This is a genomic window from Pradoshia sp. TA40_28 (genome assembly GCF_059694525.1).
In genome coordinates this window covers 162005-177107 of the sequence record NZ_JCATZO010000008.1, presented here as the reverse complement: position 1 = coordinate 177107, position 15103 = coordinate 162005, and the positions used below count along the sequence as shown (strand labels likewise).

The window sequence follows — 15103 nt, the reverse complement described above, 5'->3', positions numbered from 1 at the left end:
AGATTATGTACGTTACCAAAAGAAACGCTCTGTTTATCAGGGCATGGACCGGAAACAATTATTGAAGATGAGATGAATCACAATCCGTTTTTAAGATAGAGATGATAAAAGTGGTTTGCCCTCCTTATACCTGGATAAGGAGTCCAGGTGTGCTTCCTGTAAAAAGGAGGGGGCCACTTTCTCTATAGCACATAATCACAAGAGGTGTTAATAGTTTCGATAAAACTTTTAGAATATTTATAAAATTAGGTGAATATATGAAAAGAATAATCGAAGCATCCATTCAGGAAACGGAAGATTTATTTTTGCCTTATAACAAGTATATAGAATTAGCATTGTATCACCCAGAAGAAGGGTATTACCAACGTAGAAAAGATAAACTGGGAAGTAAAGGGGACTTTTATACTTCTGTCAGTATGTCACCGATCTTTGGTGAATTCTTAGGTAAATGGGCAGGGCGGAAATTAAGTGAATGTAATTTATCGCCTGTTATTTGTGAACTTGGCGGTGGCACGGGCAAAATGGCATGTGATTTTTTGAGAGGGTTGGAACTGGTAAACCCGGAGCTGGCATTAGAAGCAACTTATTATATTGTTGAATCGAGCCCTTATCACCAAGAGTTTATTGTGAAAGCTGCGGCAAACGATCATAGAATAAGATTAATAGATTCCATAGAAAATATGCCGATGATAAAAGGATTAATTTTTTCAAATGAGTTTTTCGATGCTTTCCCTGTTCATGTATTGGTTCGGGATAAGAATCAGTGGAAAGAAGCGGGCGTCACTGTGAAGCACGGAGAACTGATCGAGACGACAAGACAGCTCAATAATCAGATTGTTTATTCTTATTTTGAGGAGTGGAATATACCTGATTTTATCAATCGAATAGAAGTGCCATGCCCGATGGTGACTGCATACCAGCAAATCATCGAAAGGATGGAAAAAGGATTCCTTGTGACGATTGATTATGGAATGGAAATGGAGGATCTCTATATACCTGCACGTAAAAATGGAACTTTAAGAGGGTTTAAAAGCCATCAATTAATAGACTCAATTCTTGAAAATCCAGGAGATATAGATATAACCAGTACGGTAAATTTTACTTTGCTTAAAAATGAAGGAAGAAAAGCAGGGCTTAAACTTGAGTACTGGGGTGGTCAACAATCTTTTTTGTTGGAGGAAGGGATATTAAACGAACTTGTTCCGCATGCGGATAATGACCCGTTTTCATCCATTAGCAGACGGAACAGACAAATCAAACAATTAGTGTTGGGAGATTGGATTAGTGAGAGTTTCAGTGTTTTAGTTCAATCTTGGAATATAAAAAAACCTTGATTGTTTAATTCAATCAAGGTTTTACTATGAATTAATGGCCCGCTCCAGGAGTCATCATGAATGTTGTCCAATAGGTAAACCCGGCAAAGAAAACGGTTAAATACGCACCAAAAACATATAAGTACATTCTCTCAGATAATTTTAAATAGCTTAAAATGACAAAGAAACCAGTTTGACCGAAAAAGATGAGTGATGTGGTGTGCATATCCCCGATAAAGAACATGACTGCCATAATTCCGGTCCAGAAACCACAAACTCTGAACATTCTATCCATCCCATAACCTCCCTTATCCCCTTATAATTCCATCATTACTATTATAAGGATATTGTTAAAGAATGTAAACTATCTTAAAATGGATGTCCGAATTTTGTGATTAATTGTTGGAAAGAAGTCTATACGTACAAGCATGGCAATTCGCATGATCAAACATATTTTCCTCTTCGATTAATTCGATTGAATCGAAGAGTACATTGAACATACCGCGTAAAAATTCATGATGCATGCCACAGACTGCTTCCTTATGCTCGAAGGCAATTTCTTTAAAAGGACAATTATTAATTTTAAAGAAAATAGCTGATTGATCTTCTGACGTAACGAATTCTGGATAGAATCCCGCAGTGGTTGATGCATCTTTTATAATGGATAGTTTATGATCAAAAGACAGGCTGTCCTGATTTCCTCCAAGACCTTTCATATGCTGTTCTGCCAGCTCTTTACCGAATAATTTTCCTGTGTTAAATAATGCTGTTTTCCCGGCCTCTCCTAGTGAGAACATCGTTTCAAGCGCAATTTTAGAAAGAAGCTGGTAATCACGGTATGGGAAGTTAAGCTGTATGAGATCATCAGATAATCGATATAGTCTGCTTGGTCTTCCGCCTTTTCCTGTTTTCTTTGTTTCGGAAACAAGCATATTTACATCTTCAAGCTTAGTTAAATGCAAGCGAGCAACATTGGGATGAATTTCAAATATATCTGCGATTTCCTGTACGGTGACCTCGTTATGCCTTTTAGCTATATGCTGATAAATATAGTATCTGGTCGGATCTGATAATACGTTGGTAATCTTTAATGTTTGGTCCACTATGTCCACCTCGCGCTTCTTAATAATTCCATTATAATACAGTTATTCAGGCTTTGATATGTTGTTTGTGATTAATCTCTCAAACTGCGAGCATATGTTGTAATTTAGCCACAATTTGTTAAATTAATTTTTCAACCTCTACTTGGTATGGGATATCTCAATTTTAAAATTAATCAATAAATTTGTTAATGTGTAGCTATGAATGAAATCTTTCATATTTATGAATGATTTTCCAAAAAGTCATCAAAATGTGACAAATTACGAAACTTTCAACATGTAAGCAGGGATTGGCTGGTTAATGTCAAATATGATAATCCATAAACATATAAAGGAGGTGAAACAGGAATTGCTCACCATCGATAAGCTGGCTGATAAAGTTGTAACAGAAGCAGTAAAGTTCAAAGCCTCAGATATCCATATTGTTCCGCAGCGTAAGCAAACTCAATTACATTATCGCATTCACAACAGATTGTTTTCGGGAGGCAGTTATAAAAGAGAGAGAGCGGAACGGCTTATCTCCCATTTTAAATTTATGGCCGGGATGGATATAGGAGAAAAGAGACGTCCCCAGTCAGGTTCTTTAACGATGTTTATCTCAAATAAATGGATTGGCCTCCGTTTATCAACCTTACCTACCCCTTATTCAGAATCACTCGTCATCCGCATTATTCCCAACCTGCAAACTCTCCCAATCGAAGAAATCTCACTTTTTCCCAAAATATCGACAACTTTAATTTCCATGCTGAAGCATTCTCATGGTTTATTATTGTTCTGCGGCCCGACTGGCAGTGGAAAAACGACTACTTTATATTCCATGCTTCATCATGCAAAACAAACCATTAATCGAAATATCATTACTTTGGAAGATCCCGTTGAACATCAGTCCGATGATGCCATTCAAGTGCAAATCAATGAAAAAGCCGGCATTAGTTATTCCATTGGTTTGAAAGCGGCCTTACGACATGACCCCGACATCATTATGATAGGAGAAATCCGGGATGCCGAAACGGCTAGGATAGCGGTTCGTGCGGCTTTAACAGGCCACTTAATATTAAGTACCATGCACGCGAGTGATGTATTAGGAGCAGTAAGAAGGCTTCTGGAATTTGGGATAGACAAGGAGGAGGCCAAACAGACGCTTTTAGGAGTAACCTCCCAGAGACTATTGGAATTGCATTGCCCTTTTTGTGAGGATGAATGCTCGCCATATTGTCTTATGGAAAAGAATCGTGGACGGGTAAGCGTGCATGAAATGATTTATGGCAATGAATTGGCGAAAGTATGGGCGGAGATGGGAGGGGATGAAGTGAAGTATCAATATCCGGATTTATCTCACCTCATCAGCAAGGCGGTGGCTTATGGGTTTGTGAATCAAAAAGAATATGAGAGGTGGGTGCATGACGATTAATCAAAAGTCCCGGTGGTCTGGTAAGGATCAAGCGAGGTTTTTGCTAGAATTGGGCGATTTATTGGAAAATGGGTTTACCTTGTATGAAGGGATTGAATTTTCACTTATTCATGGGAAAAAGAAATACCGTGATGGAATTAGAGAGGCGCTTGATTTATTAAAAGAAGGCCATACGTTTAGAGATTTTTTAGAGTGGCTGAATTTTGAACAAGAGCTGGTCGGGTTGGTATCCTATGGAGAAAAACATGGACAGCTATCGAAATCTTTACAGGATGGGGGAAAGATTTGGTTAAAGAAAAGTGAAGATCGTGCAAAATTAAAAAATTTGTTATACTATCCCATTTTCTTGCTTGTTTTTACATTTGCTTTGCTGCAAGCATTCACAAATTACTTATTGCCCAAATTCTCAGAAATGTATCAGGGAGTAGGACAAGAATCCAATATATTTTTAAAACTATCCGTCTTACTCGCTACCTTCATTAATAATCTTCCTCTTATTATCATTCTGCTTCTCACCATTTTCTCACTCATTTACCACTATTTTTTGAACAAATTATCAAAAATAAACCAGGAATTACTTATGATTAAAATCCCCTTACTACGTACATTTAGAAGACTTTCAACCACGTATTATTTCTCCATGCAGCTTGGTTCATTATTGAAGGGTGGAGTTTCTATTATTGATGCTTTAACCATTATGAGTCAACAAGATCCTAAAAAACTGGTAAGGGAAATAGCTCTTCAAATGATAGAGCGTTTACAAGAGGGAGATACGCTCGATAACATTTGCGGTGATTTAAAAATTTATATGAGAGATTTCGAAAGAGTGGTCAGCCATGGGCAAAAAAATAGTCTATTGGGGGAAGAGCTTCTTTACTACAGCAGGATGCTGTTGAATGAAATGGAAATGCTGACAGAAAAATATATAAAGGTGGTTCAGCCATTAATGTTTGGTATGGTAGCCATACTTGTGATTCTGCTTTACCTGGCTATCTTAATGCCCATGATTTCATTAATGAATACGATTTAGGACGGTGAATTTGATGAAATATGTTAAAAATGAACAGGGATTTACATTGATTGAAATGTTGATTGTCATGCTGGTTATCTCTGTTTTATTAATTATTACGGTACCAAATGTAATGAAAAATCAGGAAGCGGTTAATAGCAAAGGATGCGATGCTTATGTGAAGATGGTTGAGGGGCAGGTACAAGCGTATAAATTAAAGGAAGGCAGTATGCCCTCCATGGAAAATCTTATCTCTTCAGGATTTTTAAAAGAGGATGTGAAATGTCCAGAGGGGAAAACGGCTGTTATAGCAGATGATGGTACTGTAAGTCTTCTGGATGAATAAAAATGGAAGAGAAAGAAGATGGATTTACTTTAGTAGAGGTGTTAATTGTACTTGGATGTCTAACTTTAATGCTGACTATCGTAAATACCATTACATGGAAGATGTTTGAAACGTATGAACAAAAGGTGTTTTTAAACCAGCTCGAAAAGGATATTTACTATGCGCAAGCCTATGCTATTGAAAATAAAACACATGTCACACTTAGATTTTCTACTGGTCAAAATGAATATTCAGCGTACTCGTATACGAATCATACGATCTTAACGATACAGAAGGCAGACTCGCTAAGATTTAAAAAAGTGGGGAATGTGACGGTTACCTATACATCATCCGGCAATATTGAAGGTCCGACAACAATTCATCTAACGGATAAAAGTGGAAAGACGATTTATAAGCTGGTTTTTCAATTAGGGAGGGGGAGATTTTATATATCCGAAGTATAAAGAGCGAGGGTATATCATGTTGGATCTCCTGATTTCATTTGGAATACTGATCGTAAGCTGCTGTTTATTATTGCCAGCCTATATGGTAAGTATGGCGCAAAAGAATGACTATAGAATGGAGGAAGTTGCCTCAAATAGGTTATTTGAACACTTGAATGAGTACCAAATAAACGGCCGGCCGCTATATATCGGACAAGCAGATATCGAAGGGAAGACCTACACTTTTTATCTTGAAGGGGACGTTTATTTTGCGGAATATAGCAACTCAAAGAATGAATTACAAAAAGTATATGAAAAGCTGCCTGAATAATGCTGGCTTTACAATGGTTGAGATGTTGTTCGCACTAGGGTTATTCTCTTTATTATCCGTGTTTATGACAAGTGCGCTCGCAAGTGTCACCGACTGGCATATTGAAGATGTGAATACGAATTCAAGGATGGAATGGAATATCTTCATCCGCCAATTAGAAAGGGAAATTCAAAAGTCAAAAGACTTGGAAGTTCCAAAAAGCAATGTCCTTTTACTGAGTAAAGAGGGAGAAGAAATAACATATGAGACTTACAACAATATGGTAAGAAGGCGAGTAAATGGGGCAGGTCATGAAATGGTCCTCCAAAATATTAAGAGCATCCATTTAAAAAAAGAGGAAAAATTATTGACGATAACAGTGATGCTTATAAATGGTGAAAAATATGAAAAAAAGCTTTTTAAGCGATATAAATTTGAACCCTCTTAAAAATGAACGAGGGATATTTTTGCCAGTAGCACTATTATTCTTTTCAGTTATATTTCTTGTCTGTTTTTATTCGATTGGAAAAATGGCACAGGAAGTAAACTATCATAAGTTTCAAATGGAATGGCTGAAAACTTCCTATCTAGGTGATGTGGGGACCAGTGCTGCGATCTCAATGCTTGATGATGGGGATATCCTAGAGACAAAAGGGGAATGGGTTTATTATAATGGAAGAATAACCTATCATTTAAAGCCCCTGGAGAAAGGTTTCTATCAAATCTTACTTGTCATTCAAACGGAGCATACAATAAGACGGGAAACCATCACGTATTCAACAGAGGCAGAAAAAGTAGTGAAATGGACAGATAGTTAGGGGGAGCAGCATGACTGTTATATATTTAATCGGATTTATGGGAGCCGGGAAAACGACCGTGGGAATGCGGCTTGCTGAAAAATGGCACTATCCCTTTTATGATAGTGACCAGACAGTGGTTGAAATAACCGGAAAATCTATCTCACAGCTCTTTGATGAAGTAGGTGAGAAGGGATTTAGAGATTTAGAACAGAAGGCATTGCAATCATTGCCTACTGAAAATTGCATCATTGCAACAGGCGGTGGAATGATCCTGAGGGAGACCAATCGGAAGTATATGAATGAGAATGGTACGGTCATTTGGCTTGATGCCAGTCCCGCGGAAATTATGAAAAGGCTTAAAAATGATTCATCACGTCCCTTATTGACCAGCAATAAAAAGGAACAAATTGAACAGCTGTATCAAAAGAGGATGGAGCTGTATAAGCAAGCTTCTGAATTTCAAGTACGAACAGATGGGAAAACAATAACTGATATTATCGAGGAGATTTTAATGAACATCACAGTAAACTAGCTGTCTGTTGAGGAAATCCGTGAATAGAGTGCAGGAAACGTGGATATACTGCTGATGGGTGAATAGTGATGAAAACAAATGATTATGTAAAATTTTTGACGGTCCAATGGTTAGTGTATATGAACCAGCCAAAGGAACAACGTAAAGAGCAGCGTCGCCATCATAAAGATGACCGGCCGCCATTCCTGAGCAATTGGTTCGGTATTATTCCGTTATCAATTGGTATGCTCTTTAAGCGCAAGACTCTTTAAATAGCACGTGGTGAGTAAAGCAGTGGGTTCGGATTCAAAAACCACTGCTTTTTTTGTACCCATTTTTCCTGTGTATGTTCTAAGTTATGCTGTTAGTTAACAAGATGCAGATTGTTGTTGTTCTTTCTTTCTTGAAGAATGCGTTAGGTGTCTTCAGAGGTTACGATTTGTTGCTTTCGTGCTTAAATAATGGAATAACGCGATAATAATGCCCATAATACTAATCAAACCGGTTAGCCAAATAGATAAACCTAAGCCAATATTGGCATCTTCTGATGGAGATACAATCTCGGCAACTACTAAAAACGTGAATAGTATACCTGTAGCAGAATAAATAACTGTGATAAGGTAACGTACGGCCTTGCTTTCTTTCGTGATGGTTGAAAAGAGAGAAATTAAGGAGATAAAAAATAAGACATAAAGAGAGACAACGATTAAATAAAACATAAACGACCTCCAATCCATTCTTGTTAACACTCAGTATTCTATATATGATATTTTTTTAAGTCATATTCTAAAATCTTAGATAGGTGAAATTGGAATGGTGTATTAGTTGAATCTCTGAGGACCTTTTAGTCACATCGTAAAAGACTATTTGTTATTCAGATAGCCTTACCGGTAAGATAAAAGAGTCCCCCATTTATGATATTGACACGGATCCGGGGCTCATATTGCAGCCGCAATGCCTCTTTTTCGAGTTCATAGGTGTTACTTTCCTCCTCTTTTTTATCCTCATAAAAATGCTTTAGCAAATTTAGATCTTTATTCCAGCGTACACAAGCATCGTCAGCCCATTGATGGTCATCGTGATTAATTTTATTTTGAATATACGCTTTTAGGCGATTCAATCCGCTTTGATAACGAATGATAGGTGTCAGTGTAAATGTATAATCAGATATTTTAGGTGTCAGCGAGAGTTTATCCACCGAGTCCATAAAATTTTCTGTGAAAACACCGTTAATCAAGTTCAGTCCTATTGAATAAAATAAGTCCTTTTTCCGATCACATTCATAGGAGACATTTACATTCACAACTAACCACGGGAATAAGGGCATTTGGCCGCTTGTCACTGTAATCTCCTCAAATAAACGAATATGCTTAGACAATTTTTGGGCGGATGAAAATATTTGGTGGAGCCGTGGTGATCCAAAATGAATGAATTCTCCTTTTAAATCAGGAGGGGCAGCCTCTTTATCAAGGATAAGGGTCAAACTCATCGGATTGGGTACCCCGCCTATCTTCTCGAGATAATGCCAGTAAAAAGGACGATTCATTAATTCTTTATCCATATCAATCGTCAATTGCACAGTAAGGTGGGCTGGTCCCTGATTGATGATTTCACAATGATTAGTTGTGAAAAATTGAACGAGAAACTCATGAATTTCCTGTTGCTGCATGGGAAGGCATCTCCTTTTTAATATCTTGGGCAAGTTCAATTAGGGAAGTGAGGTTATCCATTTTAATTTTCATCTCCCCCTCTGTTTTTGATTTGCTGACGATGTCGGTTAGATGTTCTTCAAGATTCTTAACCTCCAGTCTGGTTAAAATATCATCAAGTTCTCCAACCACTCGCTCAAATAGTTGTATTTTTTCATATAAGATTTTCATAATATGTTCTTCAATCGTATTCTTGGTAGCAAAATTATAAATGCGGACATCTTCTGTTTGTCCAAGCCTGTGAATTCGGCCGATTCTTTGTTCCAGACGCATCGGATTCCACGGTAAATCAAAGTTAATAATATGATGACAAAATTGGAGATTAATTCCTTCCCCACCTGCTTCTGTAGCAATTAAGACCTGTGCTTGCTTTTCAAATAATTCCTTCATCCAATCTTTCTTACTCCGTTTAAATCCGCCACGGAATGGGACAGAAGTAATCCCATTTTGCTTCAGAAACCATTGCAAATATAATTGAGTGGCTCGGTACTCGGTAAAAATGATCACCTTATCCTTGATGGAGTGAATCAATTCAAGCGCTTTTTTTGCTTTGGAATTACAATCAACTAATTCCACCTGGTTGATCAGATTATGTATGGCTTGCGTATAACTTGGTCCGGCATCTGGATTTCGATCCAGCATATTTTTTAGCGTAAAGTAAACCGCTTCTCTACTGCTGCATGCTTCCCGTTGCAGGGTTAAGGAGGAAAATGTACTTCCAATTCCATCAGGCAATTCTTTTCTAAATGAAGAAACACCATCATAAAGGGCTTGTTCTTTTTCGGTGAAATTAATAAAAATTGTTTCTACCTTTCTGCTGGTCCATTCAATTCCAGTATCCTGGCGTTTATTCCGAATCATGACCATATTCACTAATTCTTTTAAATAGGCATCATCTTTCCCTGAACGTTTCTTGGCAGAAAACCGATCGTTAAATGTAGCATAGCTCCCAAGATGACCTGGCTTAAGTAATGAAACGAGATAAAATATCTCTTCAAGCTTGTTCTGAATAGGCGTTGCCGTTAATAGTAAGCAAAATTTCTTCTGAATTTTTTGTGCAAATTCATAGTTTTTGGTTTTATTGTTTTTTAACTTATGAGCCTCATCAATGATGACAATGTCATAGGTTTGTTCCAAGATGGCTGAACGATGTGGCTCCCGTTTAGCGGTATCTATGGATGTGATGATACATTCTGAATCCCATCCATATCCTTTCCTATAGATGACAGCAGGGATATGGAACTTTTGATTCAGCTCTTTTGCCCACTGGGAAACGAGGGAAGCCGGAACAATAATCAAAACTTTGCTTACTAAACCGCGGATCATATATTCCTTTAAAATCAGGCCGGCCTCAATTGTTTTACCAAGACCGACTTCATCAGCTAATATCGCTTTGCCATTCATTCTTTCGATGACTTCCGTAGCTGCTTCCAGCTGATGGGCTAAAGGTGTGAATCCTGATAAATGCTTTGGACCGAGGAGTCCATTAAATTCCGGGATCAAATTATGCTTTTCAGCCTCCAATCCGAGTTTAAAAAGAGAATAATTGCACCAGGGACCGTCCCCATTTATCTTTTCCTCAAGCTCCTTTTCCCACTCTTCATCGAAATAGATCTTTGGTGTCAAACTCAATGCAAATCCCAACTTTCTTTATTTAAGCTACTTAGAGAAATGTATAGTTGAATTAAAAAAATCCTAGTTTCCTAATCATTCATTCCTATAACGTAAGGGTTGCCACCTGATAATTGATGATGGTAGGATATAAATGTATAGATTATTTTGAAAATGGCTTACCTCTTGCTTTTTGTTTAGTATGACCAAATTACATAAAAATATGAGCGAATGAAGGCAAGGGGAGAGACCGCAACATGCGGCACCGAAGGAGCAAATGGATAATCCATGAATCTCTCAGGTAAACAGACGCTTGCTGGACGCATCTCTGGAGAGCGCTTTCTTGTTTGAAAAGCCACCCAAGAGGAAACGCCGAAGTATGATTTGTCGGCGGTAAACTTTCAGGTATCAGGACAGAGACTTCCCATATGAGGGAGGTTTCTGTCCTTTTTTGCTTGTTTATTTTCTAATTAATACTCTCAGATTCGAACAATTGTTAGTGTAATGCTCATTACTTTAAAAAATCACAATATTTAGCATGCAAGAGGGACCATATAAAACGAACTTTTTAGGAGGATTAGGATGGGAGAATTAAAGCAGACCCCGCTTATCAGCGTATACAAAGAATACGGTGGAAAAACAATTGACTTTGGCGGTTGGGAATTGCCTGTTCAATTTTCAGGCATTAAACAAGAACATGAAGCAGTGCGTACAAAAGCTGGTCTTTTTGACGTATCACATATGGGGGAATTCACTGTTAGGGGAAATGGTTCTTTACCATTTCTACAAAAGATGATGACAAATGATGTCAGTAAGCTAAAATCTGGGCGCGCGCAGTACACCGCGATGTGTTATGAAGATGGCGGTACGGTTGATGACTTACTTGTTTATAAAAAAGATGAAGATGATTATTTATTAGTGGTGAATGCCTCTAATATTGATAAAGATTTTGAATGGCTGCAAAAATATGCTGGCGAAGATGTGGATCTTAGAAATATATCTGAACAGATAGGTCAATTGGCTTTACAGGGTCCGCTTGCTGCAGATATTTTACAGGGGCTTACAAAGGATGTTGACCTGGACAGTATCGGATTCTTTTCTTTTCGTGAAAATGTCATGATTAATGGTATTCGTGTACTTGTTTCCAGAACAGGTTACACGGGTGAAGATGGATTTGAATTGTATTGTAAGAGCGAAGATGTAATCAAGTTATGGAATGACCTTTTAGCTTTTGGCACGGATAAGGGGCTGGTTCCATGTGGTCTTGGGGCAAGGGATACGCTTCGCTTTGAGGCAAAGCTGCCTTTATATGGCCAGGAATTATCTGCTTCCATCACACCGATTGAAGCGGGGATTGGTTTTGCTGTCAAAACGGATAAAGAACATTTTATTGGGTTGGAAGTATTAAAGGAGCAGAAGGAAAATGGTTCGCCTCGGAAGCTTGTTGGAATCGAAATGATTGATCGCGGCATACCAAGACATGGGTATCGGGTTATTAATAAAGATGAAGAAATAGGTGAAGTAACTACTGGGACACAATCCCCAACTTTAAAGAAGAATGTTGGCCTTGTTCTGATTAAAGCTGAATTTGCAGTCCTTGATGAGGAAGTAGAGATAGAAATCCGAGGAAAAAGAGTGAAAGCGAAGATCGTCAGTACCCCATTTTATAAACGCACTCAGGCAGGAGGAGTAAAAAAATGATGCATCGTTACTTACCAATGACAGCCCAGGATGCTGAAGAAATGTTAAAAACGATTGGTGCAGAATCAATTGATGACTTATTTTCTGATATACCCGAAAAAGTAAGATTTAAAGGAGAATACAAGATAAAAAAGGCAAAGTCCGAAACGTCTTTGTTGAAGGAATTAACAACGCTTGCTGATAAAAATGCCAATCTTAGAACGCACAGTTCCTTTCTTGGAGCGGGAGTATATGACCACTATATGCCTGTCATTGTTGATCACGTCATTTCAAGATCAGAATTCTATACGGCTTATACACCGTACCAACCGGAGATTTCCCAAGGGGAATTACAGGCTATTTTCGAATTCCAAACAATGATTTGTGAATTGACTGGAATGGATGTAGCGAACTCGTCCATGTATGATGGAGGCACTGCTTTAGCTGAAGCAGCTATGCTGTCAGCAGCTCATACACGCCGTAAAAAATTGCTCGTATCAGAAGCAGTACATCCGGAATCACGAGCGGTATTATCTACTTATGCAAAAGGCCAGTATCTTGAGCTTAAAGTCGTCCCTTGCAAAGGTGGGGTGACAGATATAGATGAATTGGCGATCATGATGACTGATGATACAGCCGGTTTTATCACACAATATCCAAACTTTTTTGGTCGAATTGAAAATTTATCTCAAATTGAAAAAATTGTTCATGAACATAAAGGAATGTTCATTGTTTCAAGTAATCCGCTATCACTTGGGGTTCTGAAGCCTCCTGGTGAATTCGGTGCGGATATTGTCGTAGGAGATGCTCAGCCATTTGGAATACCAGCTGCATTTGGCGGACCGCATTGTGGATATTTTGCTGTCACGAATAAGCTGATGAGAAAGGTACCAGGACGTTTGGTCGGTCAAACAGTTGATCAGGAAGGCAAGAGAGGGTTTGTATTAACCTTGCAGGCAAGGGAGCAGCATATTCGCCGAGATAAAGCTACTTCTAATATTTGTTCTAACCAGGCGTTAAATGCACTTGCAGCTTCTGTTGCCATGACTGCCTTAGGGAAGAAAGGTGTGCAAGAAATGGCCTTTCAAAATCTTCAAAAAGCGCATTATGCAAAGGAACAACTGAAAGCAAGAGGACTTGATATTGCCTTTGAAGGCCCTTCATTCAATGAATTTGTCGTTATATTAAAAGGCTCCGTGGCTTCAGCTAATAAAAAGCTCTTACAGAAAGGGATTATTGGTGGTTATGACCTAGCAAGGGATTATCCTGCACTAACCAATCATATGCTTGTGGCTGTCACAGAAATGCGCACGAAAGAAGAGATTGATAGATTTGTTATGGAAGTGGGGGATTTTCATGAATAAACAGGATCAGCCTTTAATATTTGAACAAACCAAGCCAGGGCGGATCGGCTATTCTTTGCCGGAAATGGATGTTCCGGAGGCAGCATTAACGGAGCTTTTACCTGAGGAGTACATTCGCACAGAGGAACCAAAGCTTCCGGAAGTATCTGAATTGGATATTATGCGCCATTATACTGCACTATCGCGAAGAAACCATGGGGTTGATTCCGGTTTTTATCCACTCGGTTCTTGTACAATGAAGTACAATCCAAAAATAAATGAAAGTGTTGCCAGACTAAATGGATTTGCTCATGTTCATCCACTCCAGGATGCAGAAACTGTGCAGGGATCCTTAGAGTTAATGTATGATTTGCAGCAAAATCTGACGGAAATTACAGGCATGGATGAAGTGACTCTTCAACCTGCAGCTGGTGCGCATGGAGAGTGGACGGGATTAATGCTCATTCGTGCTTACCATGAAGCTAATGGGGATTTCGATCGTGTAAAAGTAATTGTTCCTGATTCTGCACATGGTACGAATCCTGCATCGGCAACAGTAGCCGGATTACAAACTATTACGGTGAAATCCGGTCCGGATGGATTAGTAGATCTGGAAGATTTGAAGAGAGTAGTAGGTAAGGATACAGCGGCCTTAATGCTTACAAATCCGAACACTTTAGGACTTTTTGAAGAGCAGATAGTTGAAATGGCCGAAATTATTCATGATGCCGGTGGAAAACTGTACTATGACGGTGCCAATCTGAATGCTGTTTTGTCAAAAGCTCGGCCGGGTGATATGGGCTTTGACGTTGTTCATCTGAATTTGCATAAAACATTTACTGGACCACATGGCGGTGGCGGACCGGGATCAGGGCCAGTTGGGGTGAAAAAAGAATTAATTCCGTTTTTACCAAAACCACTTGTTGTCAAAGAAGAGAGCGGTTATCGACTTGATTATGATCGACCGCAATCAATCGGCCGCGTAAAACCGTTCTATGGTAACTTTGGAATCAATGTCCGTGCCTATACGTATATTCGTTCAATGGGTCCAGACGGATTGAAGGCTGTAACAGAGTATGCCGTTTTAAATGCCAACTATATGATGCGAAGATTGGCAGAGTACTACGATCTTCCATACGATAAGCACTGTAAGCATGAATTTGTTATCAGTGGTAAACGTCAGAAGAAGCTAGGTGTTCGAGCCCTTGATATTGCCAAGAGATTGTTGGATTTTGGCTATCATCCACCAACCATCTATTTCCCTCTGAATGTGGAGGAATGCATGATGATTGAGCCGACTGAAACAGAGTCTAAGGAAACATTGGATGGCTTTATTGATGCCATGATTCAAATTGCGAAGGAAGCAGAGGAAAATCCAGAAATAGTCCAGGAAGCACCTTATACTACTGTAATCAGCCGCTTGGATGAAGCACTGGCTGCACGGAAGCCTGTATTGAAATATCAACATTAATGGAGTGACTTAAGCAGCTACCTTGTTTTCAGGTAGCTGCTTCTTTAAAACAGGTATGTTCAGAAAT

The 15103-nt window shown here is 38.7% G+C and carries 18 protein-coding genes and 2 riboswitches; of the genes, 13 read left to right on the top strand and 5 right to left on the bottom strand.

The window, feature by feature from the left end; translation table 11 throughout:
- Positions 1 to 257: 257 nt before the first annotated feature.
- Complete coding sequence (locus AC58NB_RS12725; RefSeq protein WP_497427209.1) at positions 258 to 1334, top strand: class I SAM-dependent methyltransferase; 1077 nt, start codon at positions 258 to 260, stop codon at positions 1332 to 1334.
- 31 nt (positions 1335 to 1365) lie between these two features.
- Here the strand turns inward: AC58NB_RS12725 and AC58NB_RS12720 are convergent, their stop codons facing one another.
- Entirely contained in the window at positions 1366 to 1608 is a 243-nt protein-coding gene (locus AC58NB_RS12720; RefSeq protein WP_491075828.1) for a DUF2626 family protein, read from the bottom strand.
- 100 nt (positions 1609 to 1708) lie between these two features.
- Positions 1709 to 2416: a helix-turn-helix transcriptional regulator gene (locus AC58NB_RS12715; protein ID WP_497427208.1), complete on the bottom strand. Its 708-nt coding sequence runs from the start codon at positions 2414 to 2416 to the stop codon at positions 1709 to 1711.
- A gap of 307 nt (positions 2417 to 2723) precedes the next feature.
- Between AC58NB_RS12715 and comGA the strand changes: the two genes are divergently transcribed.
- The 9 genes from comGA to AC58NB_RS12670 all read left to right on the top strand — a co-directional run bounded on the left by comGA (position 2724) and on the right by AC58NB_RS12670 (position 7494).
- Positions 2724 to 3824, top strand: a complete 1101-nt coding sequence (gene comGA, locus AC58NB_RS12710; RefSeq protein ID WP_497427207.1) for a competence type IV pilus ATPase ComGA — start codon at positions 2724 to 2726, stop codon at positions 3822 to 3824.
- Positions 3814 to 4854: a competence type IV pilus assembly protein ComGB gene (comGB, locus tag AC58NB_RS12705; RefSeq protein ID WP_497427206.1), complete on the top strand. Its 1041-nt coding sequence runs from the start codon at positions 3814 to 3816 to the stop codon at positions 4852 to 4854. Before comGA ends, comGB begins: the two co-directional genes overlap by 11 nt.
- A gap of 13 nt (positions 4855 to 4867) precedes the next feature.
- Positions 4868 to 5179, top strand: a complete 312-nt coding sequence (comGC, locus tag AC58NB_RS12700) for a competence type IV pilus major pilin ComGC (protein ID WP_497427205.1) — start codon at positions 4868 to 4870, stop codon at positions 5177 to 5179.
- 2 nt (positions 5180 to 5181) lie between these two features.
- Positions 5182 to 5622 carry a competence type IV pilus minor pilin ComGD gene (gene comGD, locus AC58NB_RS12695; protein ID WP_497427204.1) on the top strand — a complete coding sequence of 147 codons (441 nt, stop codon included), beginning with the start codon at positions 5182 to 5184 and terminating at the stop codon, positions 5620 to 5622.
- 16 nt (positions 5623 to 5638) lie between these two features.
- Entirely contained in the window at positions 5639 to 5932 is a 294-nt protein-coding gene (locus tag AC58NB_RS12690; protein ID WP_497427203.1) for a hypothetical protein, read from the top strand.
- Complete coding sequence (comGF, locus tag AC58NB_RS12685; protein ID WP_497427202.1) at positions 5895 to 6359, top strand: competence type IV pilus minor pilin ComGF; 465 nt, start codon at positions 5895 to 5897, stop codon at positions 6357 to 6359. Before AC58NB_RS12690 ends, comGF begins: the two co-directional genes overlap by 38 nt.
- Positions 6360 to 6378: 19 nt before the next feature.
- Complete coding sequence (locus AC58NB_RS12680; RefSeq protein ID WP_497427201.1) at positions 6379 to 6729, top strand: hypothetical protein; 351 nt, start codon at positions 6379 to 6381, stop codon at positions 6727 to 6729.
- A 10-nt stretch (positions 6730 to 6739) separates the two neighbouring features.
- Complete coding sequence (locus AC58NB_RS12675) at positions 6740 to 7243, top strand: shikimate kinase (RefSeq protein ID WP_497427200.1); 504 nt, start codon at positions 6740 to 6742, stop codon at positions 7241 to 7243.
- 68 nt (positions 7244 to 7311) lie between these two features.
- Positions 7312 to 7494 (top strand): YqzE family protein, encoded by a 183-nt coding sequence (locus AC58NB_RS12670; RefSeq protein ID WP_497427199.1) that lies wholly within the window; start codon positions 7312 to 7314, stop codon positions 7492 to 7494.
- Positions 7495 to 7647: 153 nt separating this feature from the next.
- Here the strand turns inward: AC58NB_RS12670 and AC58NB_RS12665 are convergent, their stop codons facing one another.
- From AC58NB_RS12665 to AC58NB_RS12655, 3 genes are all read right to left on the bottom strand, one after another.
- Positions 7648 to 7941 (bottom strand): hypothetical protein, encoded by a 294-nt coding sequence (locus tag AC58NB_RS12665; protein WP_497427198.1) that lies wholly within the window; start codon positions 7939 to 7941, stop codon positions 7648 to 7650.
- A 155-nt stretch (positions 7942 to 8096) separates the two neighbouring features.
- Positions 8097 to 8891, bottom strand: coding sequence for a YqhG family protein (locus tag AC58NB_RS12660; RefSeq protein ID WP_497427197.1), 795 nt, complete (start codon positions 8889 to 8891; stop codon positions 8097 to 8099).
- The gene (locus tag AC58NB_RS12655; RefSeq protein ID WP_497427196.1) at positions 8869 to 10557 is read right to left on the bottom strand and encodes a DEAD/DEAH box helicase; all 1689 of its coding nucleotides are present in this window, start codon (positions 10555 to 10557) and stop codon (positions 8869 to 8871) included. Before AC58NB_RS12655 ends, AC58NB_RS12660 begins: the two co-directional genes overlap by 23 nt.
- Positions 10558 to 10773: 216 nt before the next feature.
- Positions 10774 to 10865, top strand: a riboswitch (glycine riboswitch).
- A 2-nt stretch (positions 10866 to 10867) separates the two neighbouring features.
- A riboswitch (glycine riboswitch) is annotated at positions 10868 to 10962 on the top strand.
- Between the two features lie 162 nt (positions 10963 to 11124).
- On the opposite strand from AC58NB_RS12655, the gene gcvT reads away from it, so the two are divergent.
- The 3 genes from gcvT to gcvPB are packed head-to-tail and all read left to right on the top strand — an operon-like array spanning position 11125 to position 15036.
- Complete coding sequence (gene gcvT / locus AC58NB_RS12650; RefSeq protein ID WP_497427195.1) at positions 11125 to 12243, top strand: glycine cleavage system aminomethyltransferase GcvT; 1119 nt, start codon at positions 11125 to 11127, stop codon at positions 12241 to 12243.
- The gene (gene gcvPA / locus AC58NB_RS12645) at positions 12240 to 13586 is read left to right on the top strand and encodes an aminomethyl-transferring glycine dehydrogenase subunit GcvPA (RefSeq protein WP_497427194.1); all 1347 of its coding nucleotides are present in this window, start codon (positions 12240 to 12242) and stop codon (positions 13584 to 13586) included. Before gcvT ends, gcvPA begins: the two co-directional genes overlap by 4 nt.
- Positions 13579 to 15036, top strand: a complete 1458-nt coding sequence (gcvPB, locus tag AC58NB_RS12640; protein ID WP_497427193.1) for an aminomethyl-transferring glycine dehydrogenase subunit GcvPB — start codon at positions 13579 to 13581, stop codon at positions 15034 to 15036. Before gcvPA ends, gcvPB begins: the two co-directional genes overlap by 8 nt.
- The last annotated feature ends 67 nt before the right edge of the window (positions 15037 to 15103 follow it).

Excerpts from the sequence above, each read along its gene's own strand:
- gcvT (WP_497427195.1), top strand. The coding sequence starts at position 11,125 with ATGGGAGAATTAAAGCAGACCCCGCTTATCAGCGTATACAAAGAATAC.
- gcvPB (WP_497427193.1), top strand. The coding sequence starts at position 13,579 with ATGAATAAACAGGATCAGCCTTTAATATTTGAACAAACCAAGCCAGGG.
- AC58NB_RS12660 (WP_497427197.1), bottom strand. The coding sequence starts at position 8,891 with ATGCAGCAACAGGAAATTCATGAGTTTCTCGTTCAATTTTTCACAACT.
- AC58NB_RS12670 (WP_497427199.1), top strand. The coding sequence starts at position 7,312 with ATGAAAACAAATGATTATGTAAAATTTTTGACGGTCCAATGGTTAGTG.
- comGD (WP_497427204.1), top strand. The coding sequence starts at position 5,182 with ATGGAAGAGAAAGAAGATGGATTTACTTTAGTAGAGGTGTTAATTGTA.
- AC58NB_RS12690 (WP_497427203.1), top strand. The coding sequence starts at position 5,639 with ATGTTGGATCTCCTGATTTCATTTGGAATACTGATCGTAAGCTGCTGT.
- comGA (WP_497427207.1), top strand. The coding sequence starts at position 2,724 with ATGATAATCCATAAACATATAAAGGAGGTGAAACAGGAATTGCTCACC.
- AC58NB_RS12720 (WP_491075828.1), bottom strand. The coding sequence starts at position 1,608 with ATGGATAGAATGTTCAGAGTTTGTGGTTTCTGGACCGGAATTATGGCA.
- comGF (WP_497427202.1), top strand. The coding sequence starts at position 5,895 with ATGAATTACAAAAAGTATATGAAAAGCTGCCTGAATAATGCTGGCTTT.
- gcvPA (WP_497427194.1), top strand. The coding sequence starts at position 12,240 with ATGATGCATCGTTACTTACCAATGACAGCCCAGGATGCTGAAGAAATG.
- comGC (WP_497427205.1), top strand. The coding sequence starts at position 4,868 with ATGAAATATGTTAAAAATGAACAGGGATTTACATTGATTGAAATGTTG.
- AC58NB_RS12665 (WP_497427198.1), bottom strand. The coding sequence starts at position 7,941 with ATGTTTTATTTAATCGTTGTCTCTCTTTATGTCTTATTTTTTATCTCC.
- AC58NB_RS12675 (WP_497427200.1), top strand. The coding sequence starts at position 6,740 with ATGACTGTTATATATTTAATCGGATTTATGGGAGCCGGGAAAACGACC.
- AC58NB_RS12725 (WP_497427209.1), top strand. The coding sequence starts at position 258 with ATGAAAAGAATAATCGAAGCATCCATTCAGGAAACGGAAGATTTATTT.
- comGB (WP_497427206.1), top strand. The coding sequence starts at position 3,814 with ATGACGATTAATCAAAAGTCCCGGTGGTCTGGTAAGGATCAAGCGAGG.